The following is a 23,599-nucleotide window of genomic DNA, read 5'->3' as shown; positions in this document are numbered from 1 at the left end:
CTTTGGATGAAACAAAGGCATATCAAGGCTTTTTGGCTACACCACACATAAGTAAACATCCTCATTTTATGGGGATGTCTTGTTTTTTCTTACCAAAACCAAAAAAACTAAACCTCAGCTTAACTGGGCTTTCACCAAGCTTAATTTTAGGAAAACGTGCCGAAGTATTTTTTACACACAGTATAAACCTACTAGAAAATTATAAGTTACTAGCTAGTAATTTGCAGCTTATTGTAAACAAAAAAACCTTAGGAGAATTTGATTTTTTTATAGAAGAACTAACTACAAAACAGGTATTGCATATAGAATTAGTGTATAAAATATACTTATACAACCCCAGTTTTAAAATAGAAGAACAACGCTGGATAGGCCCTAACCGAAAAGATACTTTATTAAAAAAAGTAAGCCGCCTAAAAAGCCATCAGCTCCCACTAGCATTAACACAAGAAAGTAAGCTTCTTTTAAAATCTCATGGTATACACGCTAATAATTTAAAGCAAAAAGTTTGTTTTAAAGCTCAGCTTTTTATTCCTGAAGATAAAAGTGTAAAACCAGATTTTAGTAGTATAAACCAAGCTTGCATAGTTGGTTATTATACAAGTTACACAAAATTTACTAAAGAAGTTTATGGTGAATTTCTATTCTATTCACCAAAAAAATCTATTTGGTTTACACCACCTTTAGCAGAGCATAAAACCTGGTTAAATTTTGAGCAAATAAACCTTCAGGTAGAAAAATTTATATTAGCAAAGAAATCTGTTTTACTTTGGGTAAAAAAATCTGAACATTGCTACACTCGGCTATTTGTAGTATGGTGGTAACCTTTATTTATTACTTATCACTTTGTAAGTAGGATCTTCTATAATATTTACATCAATAATGGCATTGGCCTTATTTAGTAACCTAACACAATCTGCACTAAGGTGTTTTAGGTGTACTTTTTTACCTTCTTTTTTATACTTTTCGGTTACTTTATTTACAGCCTCTATGGCGCTCATATCGGTTATTCTGCTTTCAGTAAAATCTATAACTATCTCATCGGGATCGTTTTCTACATCAAATTTATCTATAAATGTTGTTGTAGAACCAAAAAATAATGGTCCGTATAACTCATAATGTTTTGTTCCGTTATCATCTATATACTTTCTAGCACGTATACGTTTAGCACTTTCCCAAGCAAATACTAAAGCCGATATAATAACCCCAATAAGTACTGCTAAAGCTAAATTATGCATTACAATAGTTACAATAGTTACTACTATCATTACAAAAATATCTTGCTTAGGCATTTTGGTTAAAGCTTTAAAACTTGCCCACTCAAAAGTACCTACAGCTACCATAATCATTACCCCAGTAAGTGCTGCCATTGGGATAAGTTCGATAACTGGAGCTGCAAATAAAATGATAAAAAGAATAGTTAAAGCAGCTATAATACCCGATAGTCTTGCCCTTGATCCTGCAGAAAGGTTTACTAAAGTTTGGGCTAACATTGGGCAACCTCCCATACCATAGAAAAATCCGTTTGCAATATTTGCTGCACCTTGTGCTACACATTCTCTGTTGCTATTTCCTTTGGTTTTTGTAATTTCATCTACCAGGTTTAAGGTTAGAAGTCCTTCGGTAAGCCCTACGGCTGCCATAATTAAACCATACGGAAGAATAATTTTTAAGGTTTCTAAGGTAAATGGAATATCTGGAATATGGAAAGGAGGTAAGCTACCACTAATAGAAGATAAATCTTTTACTTGTTTTGTATCTATATTAAAAAGTAAAACCAACGCAAATACAACAATAATAGCTACTAAAGATGATGGTACTGCTTTAGTTATTTTAGGAAAAATTACAATAATAGCAATGGTTAAGGCTACCAAAGCAATCATAATAAGCATTGGGCTTCCTGAAAGCCATACGGTAACATCGCCTACTTTATGCTTAAATTGCTCTATTTGTGCCATAAATATAATTACAGCTAACCCGTTTACAAAACCATACATAACAGGCTGAGGAACTAACCGTATAAATTTTCCTAATTTAAATATTCCTACGAACAATTGTATAATTCCTGCTAAGGCTACTGCGGCAAAAACATATTCTATCCCATGAGATTTCATCAATGCTATAAGCACTACAACAGTGGCTCCAGCGGCTCCGGAAATCAATCCTGGTCTTCCTCCAAAAATAGCTGTTATTATTCCCATAATAAAAGCTCCGTATAAACCTACTAAAGCTGGTAACTCTGCCAATAAAGCAAATGACAACGATTCTGGAATCATGGTCATGGCTACGGTAAGTCCTGCTAAAATTTCATTTTTATAATTAACCTTTTGTTTAAAATCGAATAGGTTAAGAATTTTTTTCATGAGATAATTTTTAAAGTCGGCAAAAGTATAGATAATAGCAGAATCTCACAACCTAATACGATAAAGAAATATTTAATAAATTATAAACGTTATTTTTTATAAGCAATTAAAATTCAAGTAGATAATTTATGTTTTTTTGAACGCTGGAAGTTAAAAACAAAAGCCTAAACCTACTTGTTATGATTACTTAACTAAGCCAAATCTAGCACCTATATGTACATCAAAATGTTTAGCATTGTTTCCTAAAGCTGTAAAAATAGAACTGGAACCTATATAAAAACCACCTAACCTTATGCCTAATCCTGCTGTAAATTTAGAAACTTCGTTAAATGACAACGGAGTATAAGCCTCGAAAAAATTGGAAGAATAACGCGGGATTATTGAAAAAGTATTGAAGGTAGGGAAGTTTTTATTCTTATTATTTTTACTTAATTTCTGTTTAGTATATACTGTAGCAAACCAGTTATTATACACTTGGTAATCTGCATATAAAGAAATTGTTGTAGGTAAATTTACCTTGATGTTATCACCCGAACTGGTTGCGGTATAGTAACCGCTTTCTTCTAATATTTTATTAAATTCTTCAGCACTTGTTACATCTTCGAATTTTGAAATATCAAAGCTTGCATTTTCGGGAATGGCTAATTGGTATGTATGGTGTTGAGCATTGTTTTTAAATGTCATCGAGCCGATATTTTGAATAGATATTCCTGCATTTAATTTATAAGCGTATGTTAAATCTTCATTTTTTAATTGATAATTTATACCCAAATCTGCAGCAACTCCTTTAATTCCCATAGAAAATAAAGAGTAAGAATTGTTTTCAAAATCATCTGTTAACTGGCCTGCGTAGGATAGATCTATCTCGGCAGTTGCACCCTGCATAAAAGTATCTTTATTCAATTGGTTAGAAAAAGTTCCTTTTAGATTTTTTACGCCTAAGTTAGAATATGCTTCTGGCGAAAGTAATTTTAAAGAGACTCCAACATTTAGTGTATGTTTTTCTGTTTTATAAATATTTTTGGCTGCAGCAAGGGCTATTTCGCTATAAACAATAGCATTTATACGTTGATTATCTTTGCTTTCTATATAGGTTGCTTGTTCAAAATCTGATTCTATTACTTCGATTAATTTTGGGTTTACATCGGTCATAGTAAATTTTCCATAAACATTATTGCTTATAGAAAAACCCCAATCTTTATACTTAAATGCTAAGCCTAAAAGGTTTACTTTAGTGTCTATATTGGTACTAAAAGGAGTATTGCTAGTGTAGAGATCGTTTTTATAATCATCAAATGTTTTATTATCATTTATAAGATCTTTAAAACTAAATTTATTATTAGCAGCTTGTATGCTTATGTTAAATAGGTTTACATCAAATTTATGGGTTAAATTGGTTAACTCTGCAGGATTTTCTTGTGTGTTTAATAAACCTACTCTTCTAGAGGTATTTATACCTAAAAAATGTTCTTGTGCAAAAAAATCTAAACTTATAAGAAGTAATAAAAATAATAGTTTTGTTTTCATAAAAAATACATTTTAATTGGTTAATTTTATTATAGATAGTTATATTTTTGTATAAATGTTTTAAAAAAGTAAACTTTTGTTTTAGGCTTTAAGCATGGCTCTATGTGGAATATTATCCTCCAAATACGTATCGCCTATAGCTTTAAACCCATGTTGCTGATAAAATTTAAGCAAATATTCTTGTGCCGATATTTTTATAGAAGTTGTGTTATAATAAGTACCTATAACTTTAATGGTTTCCTCTAATAAACGATGCCCATAGTTTTCTTTGCGGTAATTTTTTTCGACCAAAACACGCCCAATAGCCGCTTGCGGAAAATATTCTCCTGGAGCAAAACAACGTGCATAAGCTATAAGGTGATTATCTATATAACCTAAAACATGTAAAGCTTTGGTATCTAAACCATCTACATCTTGATAATTGCAATTTTGTTCTACCACAAAAACTTTAGCGCGTAGTTGCAATACCTCATAAAGGCTTGTTGTTGTTAGTTCTTGAAAAGTTTTAATCTGAAAAGATAATTCCATTAATCCTGAATTATTATTGCTTTGCTATCGGGTTTATTATGTTCGGGTTGTATGGTAACATGGTTTATATTAAACTCTTTATTAACCAGTTTTTCTATTTTTTGTAGTACAACATCAAAACTTGTTACCGATATATTTTCGTGTAAATCTAAATGTGCTTCCAGGTGTATTTCATCTTCATTTAAAGACCATATATGGATATGATGTATATTTTTTACCGCTGGAATTTCACAAACTTTTGCTACTACTTTTTTTACATCGATATTGGTAGGTGTGTACAACATTAATATTTTAAAGGAAGATTTTAATAGTTTATAACCTACAACAATTAAATATACAGCAATCATAATGGTTAATATACTATCTATCCAATAAAGCTGGTAGTATTTCATAAACAATCCACCTATAAGTACTGCTATAGATGCTAGCATATCTGTAAACAAATGCAGGTATGCCGAACGCATATTCAAATTGCTTTGGCTATCTTTTTTCATTAATAAAACACTTAAACCATTACCTAAAATTGCGATAATGGCTAACCATATTACTACTGTTGAATTGATAGCCTGTGGTTCAAAAAAACGCCCAATTGCTTCTTTTATAAGAATAATTGCAATAACTATAAGTGATGCTGCATTTACAAAAGCGGCCATAATCTCTGCACGTTTATAACCAAATGTACGAGAGATAGAGGCATTTTTCCTAGCCATTTTATGTGCTATATAACTTATTATTAAAGATATAACATCGGTAAAATTATGTAACGCATCAGATAATAAAGAAAGACTCCCACTTATAATACCGCCTATAAATTGTGCTAAAGTAATGCCTAGGTTAAGCAAGATAGAAAACAAAAGTTTTTTAGCACTAAGGCTAGAACTATGTTTATGTTCGGCAGCCATAAAAAATTATTTACAAGCTATTTTTTCTACTCTATTTTGGTGTCTTCCGCCTTCAAATTTAGTTTCTAAAAATGTTTTTACCATTTCTAAAGCTTGTTCTTTTGCTGTATAGCGTGCGGGAATACTTAATATATTGGCATTGTTGTGTTGGCGGGCAAGTTGGGCAATTTCTACCGTCCAGCATAAAGCAGCTCTTATGGCTTGGTGTTTATTTGCGGTCATTGCGGCACCATTTCCGCTTCCACAAATTATGATACCTAAATCGGCAGTATTTGTTTCAACATCGGTAGCCACAGGATGAATAAAATCTGGATAATCTACGCTAGAGGAATCATCTGTTCCGTGATTTTTTACTGTATAGCCTTGTTCTTTTAAGTAATTAACAATGTAATTTTTATAAGCGGTTCCTGCGTGATCGTTTCCTATAGAGATTTTCATATATTTTTATTTTATTGATTTTTAATAAGTTATATATTTATTAAGAAGATATTATCCTTGTTAGCAAAGGTAATTAAAGCTTTAATTATCGCCTATTTTTTTGTTGTTAATTAAAATATTTAAAAGCTTCATTTTCATAGTTCTAAAATTAAACAGCAATTGTGAATAACTAACGGATTCTTTTTATAAGTTTTTATTGACTTTTTCTAAAAAATAACTATATCAAAAAAAGAATTCTTATTTCAAAATGAAGTTTTTAGTTTTTGGTAAAAAGTTATTAAACGTAAATAAACACTTATTAACAGCTATTTTTAGAATATAAAATAAACACTTTATTGTTCACTTAACTTTTAGAAATTGTTAATAATTATTTAATAAAGCTTCATTTTCAATTAATTAATATTAACATTGTAGTTTTAATAAAGTGCATATATTTTTATAAATCACTTTTACAACTTTTTTTTCTTCTAAATATACCGCTATTAACAGGCTATTATAACTATCATTATTTAAATTTAAAAAAAAAGAAAAAAGATATTATATTAATAAATGTTGATAACAACTTATTTTATAACATGAAGATGATTATCGTTATAAAAGCTATCTAAAATTTTCTTAGCTTTGACAAAGTCTTTAGGATGTACTTTTAAAAAAATTCCGCCCAAAGCATTTGCGTAAAAAGGAACCACACCTAAAACCGTTTCGTTCTGAAAAAAATAACGAATATTTTCTTCGTCTAACAAGTGTTTAAGAACCGTATATTCGTAAGCATAAGTAAATTGTGCTAAGGTAACAAAGTCTTGCATTTAACTTAATTAAAAATTTATTGCTCAAAATACAAAAAAAATAATTTTAAAAAGCTACTGTAAATAAGCTTAGTACACTTTTTTACAGCAAAATAGCATTTATAGGCTTAACATAACTTTAATTTTAATATGTGTGTAGCTTAAAATATAGACGTACTTTTAAAATATATAAAATACCCTATGAAAAAACGTAAGAAAAGAAAAAGAGGAAGTAAAAAAATTCCGAACCTTACAACCAAAATAATAAGCATTTTACGTAAAAATGCCACAAAATCATTCAATTATAAACAAATTGCAGCCCGTTTAGAAGTAAACGATGCCAATAGCAGAAATCAAATTATAAAAGAGTTAGCTGCACTAGCTAGTAAAGATAAACTTATACAAGTAGAACGCGGAAAATTTCAATTAAACCAACAAGTAGATTATTACCAAGGTAAATTAGATTTAACCGCCAAAGGCGACGGTTATGTTGTGGTAGAAGAGCTGGAGGAAGATATCTATGTCCCAAAAAATAACATCAACCGTGCTTTTAACGGCGATATAGTAGAAGTTTATGTGTATAAACACCGCCGTAATCGTAATAACGAAGGCGAAATAACACAAGTGTTAACACGTAATAAAACCCAATTTGTGGGGCAATTACATCTAAACGATAATTTTGGTTTTGTAACGGTAAACGGAAATAAAATGTACACCGATATATTTATTCCTAAAAACCATATTAACCAAGCTAAAGATAAAGAAATTGTTGTTGTAGAATTTGTAAAATGGAAAGAAAAATCTGATTCTCCCGAAGGTAAAATTATAGAAGTTCTTGGTGAAGCAGGCACCCACGAGACCGAAATGCAAAGCATACTTGCCGAGAATGGGTTGCCACACGATTTTCCGCCAGAAGTAGAAGAATTTGCTAACAAATTAGATACCTCTATACAAGCTTCAGAAATAAAAAAACGTCGCGATATGCGCGATACACTTACCTTTACCATAGACCCAAAAGATGCAAAAGATTTTGATGATGCCCTAAGTTTTAAAACCTTAGAAAACGGCAACGTAGAAGTAGGTATCCATATTGCCGATGTTTCTCATTACGTAACGCCAGGTAGTATTTTAGATAATGAAGCTTATGAAAGAGCTACCTCTATTTATTTGGTAGATAGGGTAGTACCTATGCTTCCAGAAGTATTATCAAACAATGCTTGCTCTTTACGTCCGCACGAAGAAAAATATACCTTTTCTGCCGTGTTTGAATTAGATAACAACGCGCAAGTAAAAAACCAATGGTTTGGGCGTACCGTAACTTATAGCGATGCTCGCTTTGCTTACGAAGAAGCTCAGCAAATTATAGAAACCAATGCAGGCTTTATCCCTAAAGAAATAAGTATTCAAGATAAAGAATATACGGTAGATCCTAAAATAGTAGAAGCCGTTATAAAACTTAATAATTTAGCCCAACAAATGCGTAAAAAGCGCATGGCAGTAGGAGCTATATCTTTCGATAAAGTAGAAGTTAAATTTCATTTAGACGAAGCTAACGAACCTGTAGGAGTTTATTTTAAAACCGCAAAGGAAGCAAATAAACTTATTGAAGAATTTATGCTATTGGCAAATAAAAAAGTAGCCGAATTTATAGGTAAACAAGAACCCGAAAAAACATTTGTTTACCGTTGCCATGACGATCCAGATGATGAAAAACTAGCTTCATTACAAACAATCATAGCCCAATTTGGTTATAAATTAAATTTAAAAGATAGAAAATCTACCAGCCAATCTTTAAACAAATTACTTACCGACGTACAAGGCACAAAAGAGCAAAACCTGGTAGATACCTTGGCAGTTAGGTCGATGAGTAAAGCTTATTATTCTACCAAAAATATTGGGCATTACGGATTGGCTTTCGATTATTATTCGCATTTTACTTCACCCATACGTAGGTATCCAGATGTAATGGTACATAGGCTTTTACAAACATATTTAGAAGGTGGAGCTTCGGCAAATCAAGAAAATTACGAAGAGAATTGTAAACATTGTAGCGAAGCAGAAAATTTTGCTACCAATGCCGAGCGTGATTCGATAAAATACATGCAGGTTAAGTTTATGAAAGATCATGAAAATCAAGCTTTTCTTGGTGTAATTTCTGGGGTTACCGAGTGGGGAATTTATGTAGAAGTAGAAGAAAATAAATGCGAAGGAATGGTGCGTTTAAAAGATATCCCTGAAGATCATTTTGATTTTGTTAGAGAAGAGTATGCAGTAATAGGAAGGGCTACAAAAAAAGCTTATCGTTTAGGCGATGAGGTTTATGTTAACGTAAAAAATGCCGATCTCGCTAAACGCCATTTAGATTTTAACTTATTAGGAAGTAAAGAAGATGTTTTGTAGGTTTTTATATCTATAAAACATCTTTTTATTGAAAAAATAAGAATTTTAAATAGTGCTTTCTTTGTTTTTAAAAAGATGATAATATGTAACAAGTAAAAGCGTGTAAAAAAGCCAGTACTTTGTTTCTATAAAATTCATTCCTATATTTTCTCCATTTAAAAAAAACATTCCGTTATCGAATATTAATGAATTTATCTCTATAGGAGATTTTAATGTTAATAAGCTAAAAATTAAACTTATTAAATTAATAAAAACGATAGTTATTGCTGAAGCAATTAATACATTAAGTATTAGCTTTATTTTTTTAGTATTCATAATAGTTATTTTACACATTACAAAAGAGTTAGTGTGCTAAATATATTAATTATTTTTATATATTATTAATTATCAATAGAATAAAAATTATAATAAGAAAAGATAATATATTTTCTAGTTTTTAAATTAACTACCTTTGTAGCACAATAATAATATAGAGTTTTATTATGTTTCAAGATATTGTTGCGGGCATACCCTTAGGTATTTTATTGGCTTTTTTACTAGGGCCAGTTTTTTTCTTATTGTTAGAAACCGCAGCCTTAAAAGGCATACGTGCTGCCATATTTTTTGATATAGGCGTAATTTTTGCCGATATTGTATTTTTACTTATAGCTTATTTTAGTACAAGTAAACTTCTAAACCGTATAAAAGATGAGCCTGCATTATTTATTTTTGGAGGGTCAATCTTGGTAGTTTACGGGTTTATAACTTTTATCAAACAAAAAAAAGAGGTTCCGCATACAGATTTAAAAGAGTTTAAAAAACTTAAAAAAAGCGATGTTTTTGGTTTAATCGTAAAAGGCTTTCTACTAAACTTTGTAAACATTGGGGTTTTGGGCTTTTGGTTAGGTTTAATTATCGCTTTTGGTCCAGCTATGGATATGAATCCGCAACGCTTATTGGTATTTTTTACCTCGATAATAATAACCTATTTTTTAATAGATATGCTAAAAATAATTTTAGCAAAAAGACTCAATCATAAATTAACACCTACCAGAATATATAAACTTAAACGCAGCATAAGTGTAGTTATTATTGTTTGTGGTTTAATTATGATGAGTAAAGGAATTTTCCCTACAGGTATAGATAAATTTGAGCATAGTGTAGAACAAATAATACCTTTAGATAGCTTAGATTAAAACATAAAAAACTCCTGAAAATATCAGGAGTTTTTTGTGGAGGTGTCGAGCGGATTCGAACCGCTGTAGATGGTGTTGCAGACCACTGCCTAGCCACTCGGCCACGACACCTTATTTGCAATAGAAATGCAAATGTAATAAAAATTAGCAAATAACAAACATTCTATCTTGTTTTGCTTAAAATTAAACTTACCATTTCTACATCGCCACCTAAGGGAGGATTTATTTTAGAAACGCTAACTTCAGCTTTATCAACAAGTTGTAGTTCATTCATTATACGGTCTAAAATACGTTTAGCAACTTGTTCTAAAAGTTTTGCTCGTATAGCCATTTCTTCTTTTACAATTCGGTTAAGATGCACATAATCTACTGTATCTGCTAGGTTATCGGTTTCTGCCGATTTAGAGAAATTAGCCTCTATGGTTAAATCTACCCGATATTCACTACCAATTTTACCTTCTTCTTCTAGGCATCCGTGGTTTGTAAATACCCTAATGTTTGTAAGTTTAATTTTTCCCAAAATAAATAATTTATACTAAAAATTTCTATGCAAATTTATCATGTTTATAGAAGAAAGCTAGCTTTATAATCTGTTTATTTTAATTAACTTTGCAGTCTAATATTTAGCCATGGCAGAAGAAACAAAATCACTCAATTTTATAGAGCAAATTATAGAAGAAGATTTAAAAGGAAACTACACCAAAGAAGTATTAAAATTTAGATTCCCTCCAGAACCTAACGGATACTTACACATAGGTCATGCTTCTTCTATCAACTTAAACTTTGGTTTAGGTAAACGCTATAATGCTCCTGTAAATTTACGTTTTGATGATACAAACCCTGCAAAAGAAGAGCAGGAATATGTAGATGCGATAAAAAAGGATGTAGAATGGTTAGGCTTTACCTGGTCTAAAGAATGCTATGCATCAGATTATTTTCAGCAACTTTACGATTGGGCAATAGCGCTTATTAAAAACGGCGATGCTTATGTAGATAGCCAAACCTCTGAAGAGATTGCAGCCCAAAAAGGCACGCCTACCAAACCAGGAGAAGAGAGTCCGTTTCGTAACCGCTCTGTCGAAGAAAACTTAGCTTTATTTGAAGCTATGAAAAACGGAGAAACCAATGAAGGGGAACATGTATTAAGAGCAAAAATAGACATGACTGCTGGAAATATGCTTATGCGCGACCCAATTATGTACCGTACTTTGCATAAACCACACCACCGTACAGGCAATACTTGGAAAATATACCCAATGTACGATTGGGCACATGGAGAAAGTGATTTTATCGAGCAGATATCACACTCTTTTTGTACATTAGAATTTTTACCTCACCGCGAATTATACAATTGGTTTTTAAAGAAAATAGAAAAACCAGGCGATTTCTTACCTAAGCAGCGAGAATTTGCCAGAAGAAACTTTAGCCACACCGTAGTTAGTAAACGTAAATTGGCTAAACTGGTACAAGAAGGTATTGTAACAGGATGGGACGATCCGCGTATGCCAACCATTTCTGGGTTAAGACGCCGTGGTTATACACCAGCTTCTATACGTAATTTTGCAACTTCTATTGGGATAGCAAAACGTGAAAACGTGGTAGATTTATCGCATTTAGAATTTTGTGTTCGTGAGGATTTAAATAAAATAGCTCCACGTGTTATGGGGGTTATCGATCCGCTTAAAATTGTAATTACCAATTACGAAGAAGAGGAAGAGTGGCTAACTGCCGAAAATAATCCTGAAGATGAGCATGCAGGAAGTAGGCAAGTACCTTTTTCTAAAGAGCTTTATATAGAAAGAGAAGATTTTAAAGAAGAAGCCAACAGAAAGTTTTTTAGACTTAAATTAGGCAAAGAAGTTAGGCTTAAAAATGCCTATATTATAAAAGCAGAAAGCGTAATTAAAGATGCTGAAGGAAACATTTTAGAAGTACATTGTACTTACGATAAAGATACTAAAAGTGGCAGCGGTACAGAAGCTTCGCAACGCAAAGTAAAGGGGACTTTACACTGGGTATCTATCAAACATGCTATTCCTGCAGAAATACGTTTGTACGATCGTTTATTTAGCGTAGAATCTCCAGATGCAGATAAAGAAAAAGATTATTTAGAATTTATAAATCCAAATTCGTTAGAAGTAATAACAGGTTATGTAGAACCTAGTCTGCAAGAAGCAAAAGTTTTAGATAAATTTCAGTTTCAGCGTATAGGTTATTTCTGTATAGATAAAGATACTTCAGCTAAAAAATTAGTTTTTAATAAAACAGTAGGTTTAAGAGATTCTTGGGGTAAAAAGAATTAAGTTTATAAAATAGTAGTTTTTAAAATTATATTAACGGCAAATTAACAGTACTACTTAGCTATTTATAGTATATTTGAGTAATACGTTAATAATTTAAAAACCATCATTATGAACAATACAGGAAACACAATTTTAGCTTTATTAACAGGCGCTGCCATAGGTGCAGGATTAGGAATACTTTACGCACCAGATAAAGGAAGCAAAACCCGTAGAAGAATAAGAGAAGAAGCCGATAAAGCTCGTGATAAATTTGATCATCAATTAAAAGAGGCTGCTTCTAATTTAAACGAATCGGTTACCAAAGCAAAAGCAGGTTTTGAATCTAGGTTAGAAGAAACCCTATCTTCTGCAAGTTATAAAGCCGATGATATTTTGGTAGCAATGGAAGAAAAGCTTGAGGAATTAAGAAAAAAAAACGCTAAACTTCAAAAAGGAGAAAAAAGCTCAATAGCATAGTTTAGTATATGGCATTTAATCATCTAAATAATAATTTTAAAGACTTAAATGAGCATACACAAAATTATATAGAGAGTTTATTAGCTTATTATAAACTCGATATATTTAAGAAAACATCACAAAGTGCTGCTATGCTGGTTAAATTACTATGTATTGGCAGCCTTTTTTTATTTTTCTTAGCTTTTACAGCTTTTGCTTTTGCTTTTTTAATAGGAGCTGCTCTTGATAGTTACAGTGCTGGTTTTTTTATTATCAGTGGTGTTTTTCTATTAATAACAATTCTTATTTACATCTTTAGAAAACAATTGGTAGATAAAGTTATTCTAAAACGTTTTTCTACTTTATTTTTTGATAATGAAGAACCTATAGAGAACATTATAAAAGGTTCTATTACTCCAAAAGAGTAAATAAGATATGTTTCTCTGCATTTTAAATAAAAAATGTATCAAACCCTTACGAAATGAAAAAAACGCAATACACCTCGTTTGATGAAGTGGATTATGATTTGAAAATTTTAAGACTTCAAACCAAAATTAATCAAGAAAAGATGAAACGAAATTTTCATTACGTAAAAGAGGACTTGTCTTTATCTTCTATAGCAAGTAATGCTATTCTTTCTTTTACTAAAAAAGCTTTTGTTTCTAAACTAATTACCAAAATCCTCCCGAAACGATTTTTTTAAATATAAAACAGTATACTAAAAACCCCAAATCATCAAGATTTGGGGTTTTTAGTTTTTATCTAAACATGTTTGGTTTAGCTTACATATTCATCATCTCCATAATCTAGAAAATCATCTCTATTCTCATTTCTAGGTTTTTCGGGTTTATTTTTTTTCTTAGGTTCTATCCCTCTAGCTTCATTTTGTTTTTTCATTTCTTCACCTATGCGGTTAGAGGCTACAAAGGATGCAATCATATTGTTAAGCATATCGCTACCTGCTTGCGGAGAGTTAGGTAATAAAATAAGGTTGGTATTGGTTTCTTCTCCTATAGATTGTAAAGTATCGTAATGTTGGGTTACTACTATTAATGCCGATGCTTCTTGAGAGTTTATCCCTACGTTGTTTAATACATCTACAGATTCTTCTAAACCTCTAGCTATTTCGCGGCGTTGGTCTGCAATACCTTGTCCTTGTAAGCGTTTGCTTTCTGCTTCTGCACGTGCTTTGGCTACAATTTTAATACGTTCTGCTTCTGCTTCGTACTCGGCAGCTACTTTTTCTCTTTCAGAAGCATTAATGCGGTTCATGGCTTCTTTTACTTGTATATCTGGGTCTATATCGGTTACCAATGTTTTAATAATATCGTAACCATAATCGCTCATAGCGTCGTTAAGTTCAGATTTTACAGCAATTGCAATATCATCTTTACGTTCAAAAACATCATCAAGTCTCATTTTAGGAACTTCGGCACGTACTACATCAAAAACATAGGCAGTAATTTGGTCTTGCGGGTTTTGAAGTCTGTAAAAAGCATCGTAAACCTTTTCTCTAATCACTTGAAATTGTACCGATATTTTTAAGCGTACAAAAACATCGTCTTTAGTTTTTGTTTCTACAATTACATCCAATTGTTGGATACGTAAATTTATACGTCCTGCAATTTTATCAAAAATTGGAATTTTAAATTGTAATCCAGAGTTTCTGATGCTTAAAAATTTTCCAAACCGCTCGATAACTGCGGCACTTTGTTGTTTTACAGTGAAAATCCCTGTAATTAAGATTACTAGTCCAAAAAAGACTATAAATCCAAAAAATACATTTCCCATAATAAATAGTTTAATTTGCATTAAAGATACGTATTTTTATGATTTGGAAATAAAAAAATCCTACCGAACTCGATAGGATTTATAGCTTTGTTATTTTATCGTGTTAAGCTAATTTTTCTATGGCAAATGCAATACGTTTTAAGCTTTCTGTTTTGCCTATGCTTGAGAGGATATCGAATAAATCTGGACCTTTCATATCGCCAACCAAAGCAAGGCGTAAAGGTTGCATTACTTTACCAAAGCCTATTTTTTGTTCACTTATCCAAGGTTTTACTGCTTCTTGTATGTTTTCTGTTTTATAATCTTCTATTGTGCTAAGTACTTCTGCAAGTTTAGTCATAATTTCTGCCGTATCTTCTTTCCAAGCTTTTTTTGCAGCTTTATTGTTAAAGGTAGTTGGCGCTTCAAAATAAAAACTGCTTAATTCCCAAAAATCGCTTACAAAAGTTGCACGTTCTTTAATGCTATTTACAACTTGTGTTACATAACTAAGTGTGGTAGAAATATTTTTTTCTTCTAAGATACTTAGGTATTGTTTAGCAAGTGTTTGGTTATCTTCTTTTTGTAAATAATGCTGCTGAAACCATTTTGTTTTTTCAGGATCAAATTTAGCGCCACTTTTAGAAACATGATCTAAGCTAAAAGCCTGTACGAGTTCTTCTAGGCTGTAAATTTCTTTTTCAGAACCTTCGCCTTCATTCCATCCTAAAAAGGCAAGCATATTGATAACAGCTTGTGGTAAGTAACCATCTTCGCGATATCCTGCGGCTATTTCTTTAGTTTTAGGGTCTTCCCATAGTAATGGAAAAACAGGAAAGCCCATTTTATCACCATCGCGTTTGCTTAATTTTCCTTTTCCGGTAGGTTTTAAGATAAGTGGTAGGTGAGCAAATTTTGGTGCTTCCCAATTAAAAGCTCGGTAGAGTAGGAGGTGTAAGGCTAAACTGGGTAGCCATTCCTCTCCGCGTATTACATGGGTAATGCCCATTAGGTGATCATCTACAATATTTGCCAAGTGGTAGGTTGGCATCCCATCGCTTTTAAATAAAACTTTATCGTCTAAGGTTTTTGTTTGTACTTGTATATTGCCTCTAATTTCGTCGTGCATAGCAAGCAGTTCATTTTCTGGACTTTTAAAGCGTATTACATAAGGCGTATTTGTTGCTAGTTTTTCTTTTACTTCTGCTTCGGTAAGGGCTAAAGAATTATTTAGCGTTAAGCGGTTATGCCAGTTATAAATAAAGGTTTTTCCTTCGGCTTCATAATCACTGCGGTATTTTGTAAGCTCGTCAGGGGTATCAAATGCATAGTAAGCTTTTCCTTCGTTTAGCAATTGTTGTGTGTATTTTGCGTATAATGCTTTACGTTCGCTTTGTTTATAAGGACCCACATTGGCTTCTTTTCCTGGACCTTCGTCGTAAGGAATATTACACCAGTTTAATGCTTCTATAATATAGGCTTCGGCACCTTCTACATACCTATTTTGGTCGGTATCTTCTATACGAAGAATAAAATCGCCGTTGTGTTTTTTTGCATATAAGTAATTAAATAAAGCCGTTCTTAAACCTCCAATATGCAGTGGTCCGGTTGGGCTTGGAGCAAAGCGTACGCGTACAGTAGCCATAGTCTTGTTTTTTTGGCAAAAATACATTAAAAATATTACAGCTAAAAGTCTATATTTTTGTAAAAACAGATAATTATTTTAGTCTAAAATAATTATTGTAATTTTATAAGTTTTATACAAAACAATACAAATGAGTAATTACGACCTAATTATAAAAAAATTAGAAAGCTTTATCAGAAAGTATTATACAAACGATTTGATAAAAGGAAGCTTGTTTTTTCTAGGAATTGGGCTGTTTTACTTTCTTCTAATTGTAGGATTAGAGTATTTGTTTTGGTTACCAAGTAAGGTTCGTGTTGTTTTATTTTGGGCTTTTATTGGGGTAGAAAGTCTTTTGTTTTTTAGGTTTATTTTATTTCCATTAGCAAAACTATTTCGGTTGTCTAAAGGAATTAGTTATACAGAAGCTTCTAAAATTATAGGGCAACATTTTCCTGAAGTTAACGATAAGCTGGTTAATATTTTACAACTTAAAGAACAAGCAGCTAAGTTAACGTCCGATTTGCTTTTGGCGAGTATAGAACAAAAATCTATCGATTTAAAACCCATACCTTTTCAATTAGCCATAAACTTTAAAAATAACCTAAAGTATGCTGCTTATGTTTTGTTGCCTGTGCTTGTGATTGTAGGAATATACCTTTCTGGAAGTGTAGATTTGTTTTCAGATTCTTATAAACGGGTAGTTAATTATCAGAAAGAATACACTCCGCCAGCACCTTTTCAGTTTATGTTGCTTAACGATACGCTAAACATTCACGAAAATCAAGACTTTACTCTGCAAGTAAAAACTACAGGAAATCTTATTCCACAACAGGCTAAAATTCATATAGACGATAAAACCTATGTAATGAAAACGCTTTCTCCAGGAGTTTTTTCTTATACTTTTCAGCGAGTAAAACAGCAGCAGGAGTTTAAAATTTCGGCAAATGAAGTTTTTTCTATTCCCTACCAATTATCGGTTACTAAAGTTCCTAGTTTGGTAAATTTCGAGATGAATTTAGTTTATCCTGCCTATGTTCAACAAAAAAATAAAAACCTGATAGGTACAGGTAATGCCACTATTCCAGAAGGAACAAAAGTAAGCTGGAAGGTAACCACAAAAAATACAGATACGCTAGCTTTTATTACAACAGCTAATGCTTCTTTATTTAACAAAAGCAATAACTTGTTTACTTACCAAAAACCTAAGGTAAAAAACAGTTTTACTTATACCGTAGCAAGCTCTAACACAAGTATTCATCATTATGAAAAGCTAACATATCAATTAAAAGTACTTAAAGACCAATACCCTAAGATTGATGTTAAAGTGAAGCGAGATTCTATCGATAATCAACAGCTTTATTTTTTCGGAAATGCTTCAGATGATTACGGAATTTCTTCGGTAGCTTTAGTTTATTATCCTATTGATAATCAAAGTGATAAAAATATAAAAACGCTTTCTGTTCCCAAAGCAGCACTTACACAGTTTACCACCGCTTTTCCAGGAAATTTAACCCTAACCGAAGGGACTTCCTACGAAATGTATTTTGTGGTAAAAGATAACGATGGCGTTAATGGGGCAAAACAAACAAAAAGCAAAACCTTTAGTTTTAGAAAATTTTCTAAAAAAGAAAAAGAGGAAGTACAATTAAAAGAACAACAAGAATCTATTCACGGAATGGATAATGCCTTAAAACAGCTAGAAGAAAATAAGCAAGAATATAAAAAAATAGAGCAACTCCAGAAAGAAAAAAACCAATACTCGTATCAAGATCGTAAAAAGGTACAACAATACCTAGACCGACAGAAAGAGCAAGAACAACTGATGCAAAAATTCTCTGAACAATTAAAAAAGAATCTAGAGGAATTTAAAGAAGAAAATAAAGATGATTTTCAAAAAACTTTAGAAAACCGTTTAGAAAAGCAAAAGGAACGAGCTAAAGAAAATGAAAAATTAATTGATGAATTAGAAAAATACCAAGATAAAATAAATAAAGATAGGCTTGATAAAGGACTAGAAAAATTAGCCAAAAACCAGCAAGTTCAACAAAAAGATTTAGAACAACTCTTAGAACTTACCAAGCGTTTTTATGTAGAAGAGAAAGCAAAAAAATTAAGGGAAGATTTACAAGATATTGCCAAAAAACAAGAAGCATTAGCTAAAAACGATTCTACAAATACCAAAGAAAAGCAAGCAGAATTGCATCAAGATTTTGAAAAATTCCAAGAAGAATTAGATGCTTTGGAAGAAGAAAATAGCAAACTAAAAGAACCTATGGAGCTGGGTAGAGATAAACCTACAGAAGCCGCTGCTGAGGAAGATCAAAAAGCTGCAGAAAAACTTTTAGAAGAACAAGAACAATCGGGTAGCCAAAGTGAAAATAGCCAGAAAAATGCTCAGCAAAAGCAACAATCGGCTGCCGATAAAATGAAACAAATGAGTTCGCAAATGCAGCAAATGCAAATGGAAGCCGAGATGGAACAGCAAGAAGAAGACGCTGCAATGCTCAAACAAGTTTTAGATAATTTAATTGCATTTTCATTTCAACAAGAAGACCTAATGCAAGCTTTTAGAGCAATGGAAGAGAATAGTCCAAATTTTGCCCAGCGTTTGCGTAAGCAACATGCGTTAAAGCAAAACTTTAAATTTATTGATGATAGCTTGTATGCACTGGCGGCAAGAAACCCTTTGATTTCTGAAAAAGTAACCGAAAAACTGGTTGAAGTTACCCATAATATAGACGAAGCTTTAGACGATTTTGCTCAAAACAGAATCTCTCAGGGGATAGCTTCACAACAATTTGCCTTTAAAGCAACAAACGATTTAGCAAACTTGCTAGACCAAAGCTTAGACCAAATGCAGATGCAAATGAGCGCTATGGGGAAAGGGAGTTCAGGTAAAGGTAAATCGGGACAGGGGAAATCAGGCAGTGGAAAAGGTAAAGGTTTTCAGTTGCCAGACATTATAAAAAAACAACAGGAATTGTCTAATCAAATGCAACAAGGCAATAAGCCAGGAGGAAGTAAAGGAGAAGGAAAAGAAAAAGGAGAACAAGGTAGCGAAGGGAGTTCGTCTAAAGGAAGTAAAGAAGGAAAATCTGGGAAATCGGGTGCCTCTGGTGAAGGAAATAAAGGAGGCAAAGAAGGCTCTTTAGGAGAAGAAGGAGAGGAGCAAAGCCGTATGTTGTATGAAATATATAAAGAACAACAACAGCTTAGGTTTCAGTTAGAAAACATGCTTAAGGAATTAGGAAATCCGCAGGATGCTAATATGCTTTTGGAAGAAATGAAAACAATAGAAGATGAACTTTTACGAAACGGATATAACGAGCAAACCCGTAAACGAATGCTGCAGGTAGAACATAAACTAATGCAATTAAATGAAGCCGCTTTAGAGCAAGAACAAGAACGTAAACGAGAAGCAGAATCGGCAAAAATGCAACACCAAAGTAAACTAGATAACTTTGAAGAAAAAGCAAAAGAATATTTTAATACCACAGAGATTTTAAACCGACATAGTTTACCTTTGCAGCCTATTTATAAAGAAAAAGTAAATCGATATTTTCAAATTGACAATGATTAATTTTTTTTCAGAGACAAGTTTTAATTTAACCTCAGAAGATGCTTACCGAGCTTGGTTGTTACAGATAGCCACTTCTGAAAACAAAGCCTTAACCGAGCTTAATTATATTTTTTGTGATGATGCGTATTTAAATGAAATCAATATTAAATATTTGAACCATCACGATTTAACCGATATTATAAGTTTTCAGCATAGCGAAGGCAAGCAAGTAGGCGGGGATATTTACATTAGCATAGAACGCGTAACCGAAAATGCAGAAGTCTTTAAGGTTTCTTTAGCGCAAGAACTCTTACGTGTTATGGCACATGGGTTGTTGCACTTTTGTGGTTATAAAGATAAAACAGCCAATGAAGCGAAGTTAATGCGTGAAAAAGAAGATGAAAAAATAAAAATGTTCCACGTGGAACAATAACACTAGAATCTATGTTTTCTACAGAATATGATGTAATTGTTGTTGGAGGAGGGCATGCTGGAAGTGAAGCCGCCGCTGCTGCTGCAAATATGGGAAGCAAAACATTGCTTATTACAATGAACCTGCAAAACATTGCGCAGATGTCTTGCAACCCAGCCATGGGAGGTATTGCAAAAGGGCAAATTGTGCGTGAGATTGATGCTATGGGAGGTTATAGCGGAATAGTAAGCGATACCAGCGCAATTCAGTTTAAAATGCTTAATAAATCTAAAGGACCCGCAATGTGGAGTCCTCGAGTGCAAAGCGATCGTATGCGTTTTGCAGAAGATTGGCGTTTGATGCTAGAGAAAACTAAAAATCTCGATTTCTATCAAGATATGGTTTCTGGTATTTTGGTGAAAGGAGAGAAAATTGTTGGGGTAAAAACATCACTCGGATTAACCATAAACACTAAGGCGGTTATACTTACTAACGGAACTTTTTTAAACGGATTGATTCATATCGGAGAGAAAAGCTTTGGAGGAGGACGTTCTGGCGAAAGAGCCGCTACAGGAATTACGAAAGATTTGGTTGATTTGGGGTTTGAAGCTGGTAGAATGAAAACAGGAACACCGCCACGAGTAGACGGAAGATCTTTAGATTTTTCTAAAATGATTGAACAACCTGGCGATGAAAATCCTGCTAAATTTTCGTATTTGCCTATTACAAAACCACTGGTAGAACAACGTTCTTGCCACATGACTTATACTTCTGTACAGGTGCACGATTTATTACGAGAAGGTTTTGACCGTTCTCCTATGTTTAATGGACGAATAGAAAGTATTGGTCCTCGTTATTGTCCAAGTATCGAGGATAAAATTAATAGGTTTGCTGATAAAGATAGGCACCAACTGTTTGTAGAACCAGAAGGATGGAATACGATAGAATATTATGTAAATGGATTTTCTACCAGTTTGCCAGAAGATGTGCAGTATAAAGCATTATCTTCTGTAAAAGGATTTGAAAACGTAAAGTTTTTCCGCCCTGGATATGCGATTGAATACGATTATTTTCCGCCTACACAACTTCAGCAAACTTTAGAAACCAAACTTGTTTCTGGTTTGTATTTTGCAGGTCAAATTAACGGAACAACAGGCTATGAGGAGGCAGCCTGTCAAGGTTTAATGGCAGGGATAAATGCAGCTTTAAAAGTACAAGAGCGTGAAGAGTTTGTTTTAAATCGCGACGAAGCTTACATAGGTGTTCTGATAGACGATTTAATTACTAAAGGAACAGAAGAGCCTTACCGTATGTTTACCAGTAGGGCAGAATACCGAACTTTATTGCGCCAAGATAATGCTGATTTTCGTTTAACTGAAAAATCTTATAAACTCGGTTTAGCTAGCCAAGAGCGTTTGCGTGTAATGGAAGATAAGAAAAAAGCATCCGAAGCTTTTGTTTCCTTTTTTAAAGAAACCAGCGTTGCACCGGAAGAAATTAATCCTGTTTTAAAAGGAAAAAAATCGGCAGAAGTGAAGCAAAGCGGAAAGATGTTTAAGATTTTTGCACGCCCAAATATTTCCTTGTCAGACTTAAGGGTAATTCCTTCTGTAGAAAATTATATTGTAGAAAACAACTTGAAAGATGAGGTGTTAGAACAAACCGAAATTCAGGTGAAATATGCTGGTTATATCGAAAAGGAAAAGAACAATGCCGACAAATTGCACCGTTTAGAAAACATAAAAATTCCTTCAAATTTTGATTATTCAAAGCTGAAATCTATGTCGATGGAGGCAAGGGAAAAGCTTAATAAAATTCAACCTAGAACCGTTTCTCAAGCTTCTAGAGTAAGTGGTGTAAGCCCCGCAGATATTTCTGTTTTGTTGGTTTATATGGGAAGGTAAATAAAATGTTCCACGTGAAACATAATAATAAATATCATTATCTATTAGGTTTATTAATCCTGCTGTTTTGTATGCAATCTTGTTTTCGTGTACATAAGGCAAGACGTATAGATATTAATGAAATTGATGATAGAAACGGCATAGGGCTTTCTGCTTTTGTTTTTGAATTTGATGGAGATTATGTAGATTTTGAACGCAAAACAAAATCCTTTTTTGGGTTAAACCCTAATGCTTTTATACCACATAGTTTTACCACGACAAAACTATACCCTAAAGATACGTTGACGGTTTTTATAAATACTTCTTCAGATAGCGATAAATGGATTCGTTTAGTTACCTTACAACAGCTTTTGGGTTCTGATGAAAGCGAACCTTTACCTAAAAAATATCCGTATTATTATATTTCTGTCGCAATAAAAGACCAGTTTGATAATGATGTTTTACAAGAAGAAAGTATAAGAAACCAAACGCTAATGGATAAACTAAATCGTTATCAACGTTTGATAGATTGATTAATATGGATGTAAATAAAACAACCTTTTTACGTTGTAAAGATTATACCGTTTCGGGAGAAACATTTGATTTATGCTATAATCAAGAAAGAGATATTTTACAAACCAAGCCTGTACCTAATTTAACAGCGCTTCCTTATTACTACAAAAGTGAAGCTTATATTTCGCATACCGATTCTGCAACTTCTATAAAAGATAAAATTTACCAACGGGTAAAAAAATACATGCTTGCTAAAAAAATCTCTTGGCTAAATAATTATATAAAAGGAGAAGCAAAAACTTTGTTGGATATTGGCGCAGGAACAGGAGATTTTCTTAAAGAAGCAAAAAATAAAAATTGGAAAATAAAAGGTATAGAACCAAATGCCGACGCTCGAAAATTAGCCTTAAAAAAAGGAATAACTTTATGCGAGACTCATGCCGAAATCAATACTAAATTTTCGGCAATAACCATGTGGCATGTTTTGGAGCATGTGCCAAATTTAGAAAACGAAATTTCTTTTATAAAAAACCACCTACAAGAAAATGGTTTTGTTTTTATAGCAGTACCTAACTTTAAAAGTTACGATGCTGCTTATTACAAAGAACATTGGGCGGCTTACGATGTACCAAGGCACCTTTGGCATTTTTCTAAAGAAGGTATTGAGCGTATTTTTTCTCAGCAAGGTTTTAAGCTTTGCAATATTCATCCTCTTATTTTTGATGCTTATTATGTAAGCTTGCTTTCAGAAAAATACAAACACAAATCAACTAATTTTCTTAAAGCAATGCAACTAGGTTATAAAAGTAATCGGAAAGCAAAAAAAACGGGAGAGTATTCATCATTGGTCTATGTTTTTTGTTTAAAATAGCTTTTTAAGGCGTTTTAAGAATAGATACAGCTTTAAGATATGTTATGTATCTACTGTTTTTTAAAATACTCTTAAATAGTCTTTATAATAAGCTAATTTTTATCAATTATA

Annotated in this window: 22 protein-coding genes and 1 tRNA gene; 12 read left to right on the top strand and 11 right to left on the bottom strand. The window is 32.5% G+C overall.

Annotated features, from left to right (window positions below; translation table 11 throughout):
* Positions 1-2 precede the first annotated feature (2 nt).
* Positions 3-821 (top strand): DUF1853 family protein, encoded by an 819-nt coding sequence (locus tag GGR32_RS03590; RefSeq protein ID WP_183476546.1) that lies wholly within the window; start codon positions 3-5, stop codon positions 819-821.
* Between the two features lie 3 nt (positions 822-824).
* On the opposite strand, the gene GGR32_RS03585 is transcribed toward GGR32_RS03590, so the two are convergent.
* From GGR32_RS03585 to GGR32_RS03560, 6 genes are all read right to left on the bottom strand, one after another.
* Positions 825-2,360 carry a SulP family inorganic anion transporter gene (locus tag GGR32_RS03585; protein WP_183476544.1) on the bottom strand — a complete coding sequence of 512 codons (1,536 nt, stop codon included), beginning with the start codon at positions 2,358-2,360 and terminating at the stop codon, positions 825-827.
* A gap of 183 nt (positions 2,361-2,543) precedes the next feature.
* Positions 2,544-3,887: a DUF5723 family protein gene (locus GGR32_RS03580; protein WP_183476542.1), complete on the bottom strand. Its 1,344-nt coding sequence runs from the start codon at positions 3,885-3,887 to the stop codon at positions 2,544-2,546.
* A gap of 81 nt (positions 3,888-3,968) precedes the next feature.
* Positions 3,969-4,415 carry a GNAT family N-acetyltransferase gene (locus GGR32_RS03575; protein ID WP_183476541.1) on the bottom strand — a complete coding sequence of 149 codons (447 nt, stop codon included), beginning with the start codon at positions 4,413-4,415 and terminating at the stop codon, positions 3,969-3,971.
* Positions 4,415-5,317: a cation diffusion facilitator family transporter gene (locus GGR32_RS03570; RefSeq protein WP_183476539.1), complete on the bottom strand. Its 903-nt coding sequence runs from the start codon at positions 5,315-5,317 to the stop codon at positions 4,415-4,417. Before GGR32_RS03570 ends, GGR32_RS03575 begins: the two co-directional genes overlap by 1 nt.
* A gap of 6 nt (positions 5,318-5,323) precedes the next feature.
* Positions 5,324-5,755, bottom strand: coding sequence for a ribose 5-phosphate isomerase B (gene rpiB / locus GGR32_RS03565; RefSeq protein WP_183476537.1), 432 nt, complete (start codon positions 5,753-5,755; stop codon positions 5,324-5,326).
* 563 nt (positions 5,756-6,318) lie between these two features.
* Positions 6,319-6,561, bottom strand: coding sequence for a DUF2007 domain-containing protein (locus GGR32_RS03560; RefSeq protein WP_183476535.1), 243 nt, complete (start codon positions 6,559-6,561; stop codon positions 6,319-6,321).
* Positions 6,562-6,741: 180 nt separating this feature from the next.
* On the opposite strand from GGR32_RS03560, the gene rnr reads away from it, so the two are divergent.
* Positions 6,742-8,940, top strand: coding sequence for a ribonuclease R (gene rnr, locus GGR32_RS03555; RefSeq protein ID WP_183476533.1), 2,199 nt, complete (start codon positions 6,742-6,744; stop codon positions 8,938-8,940).
* Positions 8,941-8,985: 45 nt separating this feature from the next.
* Here rnr and GGR32_RS03550 read toward each other — a convergent pair whose 3' ends face one another.
* On the bottom strand, positions 8,986-9,255 hold the full coding sequence (locus GGR32_RS03550; RefSeq protein ID WP_183476531.1) for a hypothetical protein: 270 nt from the start codon (positions 9,253-9,255) through the stop codon (positions 8,986-8,988).
* A gap of 167 nt (positions 9,256-9,422) precedes the next feature.
* Here GGR32_RS03550 and GGR32_RS03545 point away from each other — a divergent pair, with 167 nt between their 5' ends.
* A complete protein-coding gene (locus GGR32_RS03545; protein WP_183476529.1) occupies positions 9,423-10,115 on the top strand; it encodes a LysE family translocator in 693 nt (230 codons plus the stop codon).
* A gap of 37 nt (positions 10,116-10,152) precedes the next feature.
* Here the strand turns inward: GGR32_RS03545 and GGR32_RS03540 are convergent.
* Together GGR32_RS03540 and folB are read right to left on the bottom strand one after the other, a co-directional pair.
* Positions 10,153-10,226: transfer RNA gene (locus GGR32_RS03540), tRNA-Cys, on the bottom strand.
* A gap of 52 nt (positions 10,227-10,278) precedes the next feature.
* The gene (gene folB / locus GGR32_RS03535) at positions 10,279-10,635 is read right to left on the bottom strand and encodes a dihydroneopterin aldolase (RefSeq protein ID WP_183476527.1); all 357 of its coding nucleotides are present in this window, start codon (positions 10,633-10,635) and stop codon (positions 10,279-10,281) included.
* 109 nt (positions 10,636-10,744) lie between these two features.
* Between folB and GGR32_RS03530 the strand changes: the two genes are divergently transcribed.
* The 4 genes from GGR32_RS03530 (at position 10,745) to GGR32_RS03515 (ending at position 13,556) form a co-directional block, all read left to right on the top strand.
* The gene (locus tag GGR32_RS03530) at positions 10,745-12,418 is read left to right on the top strand and encodes a glutamine--tRNA ligase/YqeY domain fusion protein (RefSeq protein ID WP_183476525.1); all 1,674 of its coding nucleotides are present in this window, start codon (positions 10,745-10,747) and stop codon (positions 12,416-12,418) included.
* Between the two features lie 108 nt (positions 12,419-12,526).
* A complete protein-coding gene (locus GGR32_RS03525) occupies positions 12,527-12,874 on the top strand; it encodes a YtxH domain-containing protein (RefSeq protein WP_183476523.1) in 348 nt (115 codons plus the stop codon).
* 8 nt (positions 12,875-12,882) lie between these two features.
* Entirely contained in the window at positions 12,883-13,281 is a 399-nt protein-coding gene (locus tag GGR32_RS03520; RefSeq protein WP_183476521.1) for a competence protein, read from the top strand.
* 53 nt (positions 13,282-13,334) lie between these two features.
* A complete protein-coding gene (locus GGR32_RS03515; RefSeq protein ID WP_183476519.1) occupies positions 13,335-13,556 on the top strand; it encodes a DUF6327 family protein in 222 nt (73 codons plus the stop codon).
* Positions 13,557-13,630: 74 nt separating this feature from the next.
* On the opposite strand, the gene GGR32_RS03510 is transcribed toward GGR32_RS03515, so the two are convergent.
* Together GGR32_RS03510 and gltX are read right to left on the bottom strand one after the other, a co-directional pair.
* Positions 13,631-14,644, bottom strand: a complete 1,014-nt coding sequence (locus GGR32_RS03510) for an SPFH domain-containing protein (protein WP_183476517.1) — start codon at positions 14,642-14,644, stop codon at positions 13,631-13,633.
* Between the two features lie 103 nt (positions 14,645-14,747).
* Positions 14,748-16,268, bottom strand: a complete 1,521-nt coding sequence (gene gltX, locus GGR32_RS03505; RefSeq protein ID WP_183476515.1) for a glutamate--tRNA ligase — start codon at positions 16,266-16,268, stop codon at positions 14,748-14,750.
* 130 nt (positions 16,269-16,398) lie between these two features.
* On the opposite strand from gltX, the gene GGR32_RS03500 reads away from it, so the two are divergent.
* Genes GGR32_RS03500 through GGR32_RS03480 form a run of 5 tightly spaced genes read left to right on the top strand, consistent with a single transcriptional unit; the run spans position 16,399 to position 23,488 of the window.
* A complete protein-coding gene (locus GGR32_RS03500) occupies positions 16,399-19,830 on the top strand; it encodes a DUF4175 family protein (RefSeq protein WP_183476513.1) in 3,432 nt (1,143 codons plus the stop codon).
* Positions 19,823-20,242: an rRNA maturation RNase YbeY gene (ybeY, locus tag GGR32_RS03495; RefSeq protein WP_183476511.1), complete on the top strand. Its 420-nt coding sequence runs from the start codon at positions 19,823-19,825 to the stop codon at positions 20,240-20,242. The genes GGR32_RS03500 and ybeY overlap by 8 nt, the downstream gene beginning before the upstream one ends.
* Positions 20,243-20,253: 11 nt before the next feature.
* A complete protein-coding gene (mnmG, locus tag GGR32_RS03490) occupies positions 20,254-22,125 on the top strand; it encodes a tRNA uridine-5-carboxymethylaminomethyl(34) synthesis enzyme MnmG (RefSeq protein ID WP_183476509.1) in 1,872 nt (623 codons plus the stop codon).
* A 14-nt stretch (positions 22,126-22,139) separates the two neighbouring features.
* Entirely contained in the window at positions 22,140-22,637 is a 498-nt protein-coding gene (locus GGR32_RS03485; RefSeq protein WP_221403684.1) for a hypothetical protein, read from the top strand.
* 5 nt (positions 22,638-22,642) lie between these two features.
* Positions 22,643-23,488 carry a class I SAM-dependent methyltransferase gene (locus GGR32_RS03480; RefSeq protein WP_183476505.1) on the top strand — a complete coding sequence of 282 codons (846 nt, stop codon included), beginning with the start codon at positions 22,643-22,645 and terminating at the stop codon, positions 23,486-23,488.
* The last annotated feature ends 111 nt before the right edge of the window (positions 23,489-23,599 follow it).

The sequence above is a fragment of the Mesonia hippocampi genome, from assembly GCF_014197445.1.
In the GTDB taxonomy this organism is placed as follows: domain Bacteria; phylum Bacteroidota; class Bacteroidia; order Flavobacteriales; family Flavobacteriaceae; genus Mesonia; species Mesonia hippocampi.
The sequence above is the reverse complement of the archived record's forward strand: the minus strand, read 5'-3'. Positions and strand labels throughout refer to the sequence as shown.

Bases quoted from the DNA above. Each gene is read 5' to 3' on its own strand.
- gltX (WP_183476515.1), bottom strand. From the start codon at position 16,268: ATGGCTACTGTACGCGTACGCTTTGCTCCAAGCCCAACCGGACCACTG.
- GGR32_RS03520 (WP_183476521.1), top strand. From the start codon at position 12,883: ATGGCATTTAATCATCTAAATAATAATTTTAAAGACTTAAATGAGCAT.
- mnmG (WP_183476509.1), top strand. From the start codon at position 20,254: ATGTTTTCTACAGAATATGATGTAATTGTTGTTGGAGGAGGGCATGCT.
- GGR32_RS03560 (WP_183476535.1), bottom strand. From the start codon at position 6,561: ATGCAAGACTTTGTTACCTTAGCACAATTTACTTATGCTTACGAATAT.
- rnr (WP_183476533.1), top strand. From the start codon at position 6,742: ATGAAAAAACGTAAGAAAAGAAAAAGAGGAAGTAAAAAAATTCCGAAC.
- GGR32_RS03515 (WP_183476519.1), top strand. From the start codon at position 13,335: ATGAAAAAAACGCAATACACCTCGTTTGATGAAGTGGATTATGATTTG.
- ybeY (WP_183476511.1), top strand. From the start codon at position 19,823: ATGATTAATTTTTTTTCAGAGACAAGTTTTAATTTAACCTCAGAAGAT.
- GGR32_RS03585 (WP_183476544.1), bottom strand. From the start codon at position 2,360: ATGAAAAAAATTCTTAACCTATTCGATTTTAAACAAAAGGTTAATTAT.
- GGR32_RS03545 (WP_183476529.1), top strand. From the start codon at position 9,423: ATGTTTCAAGATATTGTTGCGGGCATACCCTTAGGTATTTTATTGGCT.
- GGR32_RS03580 (WP_183476542.1), bottom strand. From the start codon at position 3,887: ATGAAAACAAAACTATTATTTTTATTACTTCTTATAAGTTTAGATTTT.
- GGR32_RS03570 (WP_183476539.1), bottom strand. From the start codon at position 5,317: ATGGCTGCCGAACATAAACATAGTTCTAGCCTTAGTGCTAAAAAACTT.
- GGR32_RS03575 (WP_183476541.1), bottom strand. From the start codon at position 4,415: ATGGAATTATCTTTTCAGATTAAAACTTTTCAAGAACTAACAACAACA.
- GGR32_RS03525 (WP_183476523.1), top strand. From the start codon at position 12,527: ATGAACAATACAGGAAACACAATTTTAGCTTTATTAACAGGCGCTGCC.
- GGR32_RS03530 (WP_183476525.1), top strand. From the start codon at position 10,745: ATGGCAGAAGAAACAAAATCACTCAATTTTATAGAGCAAATTATAGAA.
- GGR32_RS03550 (WP_183476531.1), bottom strand. From the start codon at position 9,255: ATGAATACTAAAAAAATAAAGCTAATACTTAATGTATTAATTGCTTCA.
- GGR32_RS03480 (WP_183476505.1), top strand. From the start codon at position 22,643: ATGGATGTAAATAAAACAACCTTTTTACGTTGTAAAGATTATACCGTT.
- GGR32_RS03500 (WP_183476513.1), top strand. From the start codon at position 16,399: ATGAGTAATTACGACCTAATTATAAAAAAATTAGAAAGCTTTATCAGA.
- rpiB (WP_183476537.1), bottom strand. From the start codon at position 5,755: ATGAAAATCTCTATAGGAAACGATCACGCAGGAACCGCTTATAAAAAT.
- GGR32_RS03510 (WP_183476517.1), bottom strand. From the start codon at position 14,644: ATGGGAAATGTATTTTTTGGATTTATAGTCTTTTTTGGACTAGTAATC.